General features: G+C 70.7%; 3 protein-coding genes and 4 pseudogenes. 5 read left to right on the forward strand and 2 right to left on the reverse strand.

The annotated features are described in order from the left end of the window. Together AD428_RS22820 and AD428_RS25750 are read left to right on the forward strand one after the other, a co-directional pair. On the forward strand, positions 1-645 hold a 645-nt coding region (locus AD428_RS22820), incomplete at its 5' end, for a ComF family protein (protein WP_235491079.1). An 83-nt stretch (positions 646-728) separates the two neighbouring features. Then, positions 729-1,144, forward strand: a pseudogene (locus tag AD428_RS25750) (tRNA (cytidine(34)-2'-O)-methyltransferase); the annotation flags it as partial. Between the two features lie 99 nt (positions 1,145-1,243). Here the strand turns inward: AD428_RS25750 and AD428_RS22825 are convergent. Together AD428_RS22825 and AD428_RS22830 are read right to left on the reverse strand one after the other, a co-directional pair. Beyond that, positions 1,244-2,236, reverse strand: coding sequence for a Bug family tripartite tricarboxylate transporter substrate binding protein (locus AD428_RS22825; protein ID WP_053246682.1), 993 nt, complete (start codon positions 2,234-2,236; stop codon positions 1,244-1,246). Positions 2,237-2,304: 68 nt separating this feature from the next. Continuing rightward, positions 2,305-3,233: pseudogene (locus AD428_RS22830) on the reverse strand (NAD(P)H-dependent glycerol-3-phosphate dehydrogenase). Positions 3,234-3,278: 45 nt separating this feature from the next. Here AD428_RS22830 and AD428_RS22835 point away from each other — a divergent pair. From AD428_RS22835 to AD428_RS22845, 3 genes and pseudogenes are all read left to right on the forward strand, one after another. Further along, positions 3,279-3,743: a nuclear transport factor 2 family protein gene (locus tag AD428_RS22835; RefSeq protein ID WP_053246683.1), complete on the forward strand. Its 465-nt coding sequence runs from the start codon at positions 3,279-3,281 to the stop codon at positions 3,741-3,743. A 67-nt stretch (positions 3,744-3,810) separates the two neighbouring features. Then, positions 3,811-4,377: pseudogene (locus tag AD428_RS22840) on the forward strand (flavin reductase family protein); the annotation flags it as partial. 13 nt (positions 4,378-4,390) lie between these two features. Further along, a pseudogene (locus AD428_RS22845) lies at positions 4,391-4,887 on the forward strand (nucleoside 2-deoxyribosyltransferase); the annotation flags it as partial.

Consider the following 4,887-nt stretch of genomic DNA (forward strand, 5'->3'; position numbering starts at 1 on the left):
GGGCGGCGGCTGTGCGCCGGGTGCGAGTCCGATATCGCCGGGTCCATGGCCGATCCGGCGGTTCCGCGCTGCCCGCGCTGCGCCCTGCGCCTCAGGCACGGCCACTGCGCGGCCTGCCTGGCGGGCGCGCCGCCGTTCTCGCGCTGCGTGGCGGCGTTCGATTACGAGCCGCCCGCCGACATCCTGGTCCATATGCTCAAGTCCGGGCTGCGGCTGAGCATGGCCCCCGTGCTGGCGGGCATGATGGCGCGCGCCTGCGCGCGACAGGGATTGGTTCTGCCCGCGGGCGCGGTGCTGGTGCCGGTGCCGGCCGGCCGCGCCTCGCTGCGCCGGCGCGGCATGAATCCCGCGGCCGAGATCGCCCGCGCCCTGGCCGGCGAGCTGGATATCCCGCTGGCGCGCGCCGTGCTGGCGCGCCGCCGCGAAACGCCGCGCCAAGCCACGCTGGACCGCCGGGCCCGCCGCCGCGCGGCGCAGGGGCTGTACGTCTGCCGCGAGCCCCTGGCGGGCCGGCACGCGGTACTGGTGGACGACGTCATGACGACCGGCAGCACCGTGCGTGCCGCCGCCCAGGAGCTCATCGCCGGCGGCGCGCAGGACGTAACGGTGCTGGTGGCGGCGCGCACCCCCGGCGGCGCGCCGTAGAGCACCCGGGAGAACGGCAAATCGGCGACAATCCGCCACATCCGCGTCCCGTTCGGAACGCCGCCGTTTTCTGCGCCTTCGCCATGTTTCACGTCATCCTGGTCTGCCCCGAAATCCCGCCCAACACCGGCAACGCCATCCGGCTTTGCGCCAACACCGGCGCGCAGCTGCACCTGGTGCGCCCGTTGGGATTCGACATGGACGACGCGCGGTTGCGCCGCGCCGGGCTGGACTATCACGAATGGCAGCCTGTGCGCGTGCACGACAGCCTCGAAGAGCGCTGGCAGACACCGGGGCCGACCCTTCCCATATCTATGCGCTCACCACGCGGGCGCAGCGCAGCGTGGGCGACGTGGCGTTCCGCCCGGGGGATGTGTTCGTGTTCGGCCGCGAAACCTCGGGCCTGTCGGAAGCCCACCAGGCGCTCTTCGCGCCGCAGCAGAGGCTGCGCCTGCCCATGCGTCCGGGGCAGCGCAGCCTCAACCTGTCCAACGCCGTGGCCGTCACCGTATTCGAGGCGTGGCGCCAGCAGGGATACGACGCGGCCTGTGAGCGGCCGCCGGCCCAGGCGCGCGCGGGGCCGCTGGCGCAACAGGCGTCAATCCAGCGAGAGATTCAGCTTCTGGATCACTGGGTCCCAGAGCGCCTTTTCGTCCTTGATGCGGCGGGTGAGCGCCTCGGGCGTGGAAGGCGCGGGCGTGAAGTACTGCTGCGTGAACTGCTTGCGCACCGATTCGCTGCCCAGGATGCGCGACAGCTCGCCGTTCAGGCGCTCGATGATGGGCGTGGGCGTGCCGGCGGGGGCCAGCACGGCGTTCCAGGAAATCGCCTCGAAACCCGGATAGCCTTCGGCCGCCATGGTGGGCACGCCGGGCAGCGCGTCGCTGGGCTGCAGGCTGGTCACGGCCAGCAGCCTGACCTTGCCGTCGCGCGCCTGGGGCACGGCAATGGCGGGCACCATGAAGCCGGCCTGCACGTCGCCGCCGATGATGGCCGAGATCACCTGCGGGAATCCCGAGTACGGGATGTGCGCCAGGTCGATGCCGGCGCGTCCCTTGAACATTTCCATGGCCAGATGGGCCGAGCTGCCCGGGCCCACGGAGCCGTAGTTCAGCGAATTGCCCCGCGATTTCACGAGCTTGACGAAGTCCTGCACCGTGTCCACCTTGAGGCTGGCCGGCACCACCAGCACGTTGGGGCTGGTGCCTACCAGCGTGATGGGCGCCAGGTCGCGCAGCGGATCGTAGCCCAGGGTCTTTTTGTACAGCGTGGGCGCCGTGACCAGCGGCCCGTTGATCGTGTAGAGCAGGGTGTAGCCGTCCGGCCTGGCCTGCGACACGATGCGGGTGCCGATGTTGCCGCCCGCGCCCGGCTTGTTGTCGATCACGATGGGCTGGCCCAGCGCCTGCGACAACGGCTCGGAGATGGTGCGCGCCAGCAGGTCGGGCGAGGAGCCGGGCGGGAAGGGCACCACCAGGTGGATGGGGCGCTCGGGCCAATCGGCGTGGGCGGCCAGCGGCAGCAGGGCCGCCAGCCCCAGGCACAGCTTGCGCAGCAGGGAACCGACCCGGAAATTGCGGGCTATCGACATGACGGAGGTCTCCAGAGTGTTGTGGGCGTTGTGATCGTGCGGACGGAAATCGGGGGCGTATGAGGCTTTCAGCCGGGCGCGTTGCCGCTTTCGTAGCGGGCGTCGCGCGCCAGCAGGGCCGAAACCGCCGTCATGGGCGCCACGCCTTCGAAGAGCACGGCACAGACGGCCTCGGTGATGGGCAGCTCGACCCGGGCGGCGCGGGCGCGTTCGAGCGCGGCGCGCGCGCAGCGCACGCCCTCGGCGGTGATACCGCTGGCCAGGATGTCGGCCAGTTTGCGGCCCACGCCGATTTCCAGGCCCACCTTGCGGTTGCGCGAGAGCTCGCCGGTGGCGGTCAGCACCAGGTCGCCCAGCCCCGTCAGGCCGGCGAAGGTTTCGGCCTGGGCGCCCAGGGCCACGCCGAGGCGGGTCATTTCGGCCAGGCCGCGGGTAATGAGCGCGGCGCGGGCATTGGTGCCCAGCGCCAGTCCGTCGCAGATGCCGCAGGCCACCGCGATGACGTTCTTGAGCGCGCCGCCGACCTCGACGCCGACCAGATCGGCTTGCGGCGACGCGCAGCGCGCCGCCATGGAAGGCGCGGGTGGTGGTTTCGCGGAACGCGGCGCTGGCGCTGGCCACGGTGAGCGCCACGGGCAGGCCCCGGGCCACCTCGCGCGCGAACGACGGACCCGACAGCGCGGCCGCCGGTGGAGCCGGGCAGCGCCTGGCGCATGATTTCGTGGGGCAGCCGCGCGGTGTCGGCTTCGAAGCCCTTGCAGGTCCAGACGATGGGGGTGTCTTCCAGGCCCAGCGCCGGCAGGCGGCGCGAAAGCTCGCCGCAGAGGGCGGTCAGCCCGGCCACCGGCACGCCCAGCACGATCAGGGCGGTCGGCGTCGGCATGGCGAGATCGAGACGCCGCGCCATTCGCGGGCGCGATTCACCGTGGGCTACTAGGATCGGCAGGCATCGGGGACCCGCGGGGCCGGAAGGCCGGGTTTGTTTGTAAACTGGCAGGCCCCCGTCCGGCGTCCCCGGCGGCCCTTTCTTCCGAGTCCCCGTATGTCTATGAAGCTGAAATCACTGGCTTTCTGCGCGCTGCTGGCCCTCTGCGGCATGGCGGCCCTGCCTGCCCATGCGGACGAGCCGTCCCCGTCCTCGAACAAGGACATCGTGCTGGCGTTTTTTCGCATGATGTTCCAGGACCGCGACATCGAAGAAGCGGTGCGCCGCTACGTGGGCCCGCGCTACGTGCAGCACAACCCCTATATGGGCGACGGCGCCGAGCCGCTGGTGGATTTCTTTCCGCGCTATTTCGAGCAGCACCCGCAGGCCAGCGTGGAGATCAAGCGGGTCGTCGCCGAGGGCGACCTGGTAGTTATCCACAACCTGTGGAAAGATTCGCCCGAAGACCGCGGCCAGGCGATCGTCGACATCTTTCGTGTGGAAAACGGCAAGATCGCCGAACACTGGGACGTAAGCCAGGAAATCCCCGAAAATCCCGCCAACAAGAACACCATGTTCTGACAGGGGCCTCGGCCGGGGGGCGCCACGCTCCCGCCCGCCAAGGCGCTTCGCACGCGGAAACACCGACATGACGACAGCCTCTTCCGCCCAGCCCGTCGCGCTCGAGCGCGCTTACCTGCTGCTCAACCACGGTCCCACGGTGCTGGTCAGCACCGCGCACGGCGAAGAGCGCAACGTCATGGCCGCCGCCTGGGCCATGCCGCTGGATTTCAGCCCGCCCAAGATGCTGGTGGTGGTGGACAAGAGCACCTACACGCGCGAACTCATCGAGCGTTCGGGCGAATTCGCGCTGTGCATACCCACCCGCGACCAGGCGCGGGCCACCTACGTGGCGGGCTCGGAAACCGGGCGCGGGACGGACAAGTTCGCGGCCTGCGGCTTCGCCACCTTCGCCGCCAGCCGCATCGGCGCCCCGCTTATCGAGGGCTGCCTGGGCTGGCTCGAATGCAAGGTGGTGCCCGAGCCGCACAACCAGCAGGTCTATGACCTGTTCATCGGCGAGGTCGTGGCCGCCTGGGCCGCCCCCGACGCCTTCTCCGGCAACCGCTGGCACTTTCCGCAAGCCGGTCGCCGTTCCATCCATTACCTGGCCGGCGGTTCGTTCTTCGCCACCGGCGAGGGCTTTTCCGTGGCGAGCCGCAGTAGCCATGCGCACGGTCTACCTGGCGGGTTTCGACGTGTTCCGGGCCGACGCCGTGGCCCACGGCGAGCGGCTGCGCGCGCTGCGGCGCGCCATGGCTTCGAGGGCCTGTATCCGCTGGACAATACCGCGCCCGCGGGCCTGTCCGGCCCCGAGCTGGCCCGATGGATCTACCGCGCCAATGTGGCGCTCATCGAGCGCGCCGACCTTGTCATGGCCAACCTCAACCCGTTCCGCGGAGCGGAGCCCGACTCCGGCACGGCGTTCGAGGTGGGCTACGCCGTCGCCCTGGGCAAGCCCGTGTGGGGCTATACCCGGCAGGCGGGCACGCTCATCGAGCAGACGCGCGCCGTCCCCGCTCCGGTAGATCCGGCGGCCGGTTCGCCGCGCCGCACGTGGACGCGCTGGGCTACACGGTGGAGGATTTCGGGCTGAACCTGAACCTGATGCTGGCGTGCTCCGCCCGCATCGTGGTGGGCGGCCCGGACGACTGCCTGGCCCGCA

It is taken from the genome of Achromobacter sp. DMS1 (assembly GCF_001270295.1).

Bases quoted from the DNA above. Each gene is read 5' to 3' on its own strand.
- AD428_RS22825 (WP_053246682.1), bottom strand. From the start codon at position 2,236: ATGTCGATAGCCCGCAATTTCCGGGTCGGTTCCCTGCTGCGCAAGCTG.
- AD428_RS22835 (WP_053246683.1), top strand. From the start codon at position 3,279: ATGTCTATGAAGCTGAAATCACTGGCTTTCTGCGCGCTGCTGGCCCTC.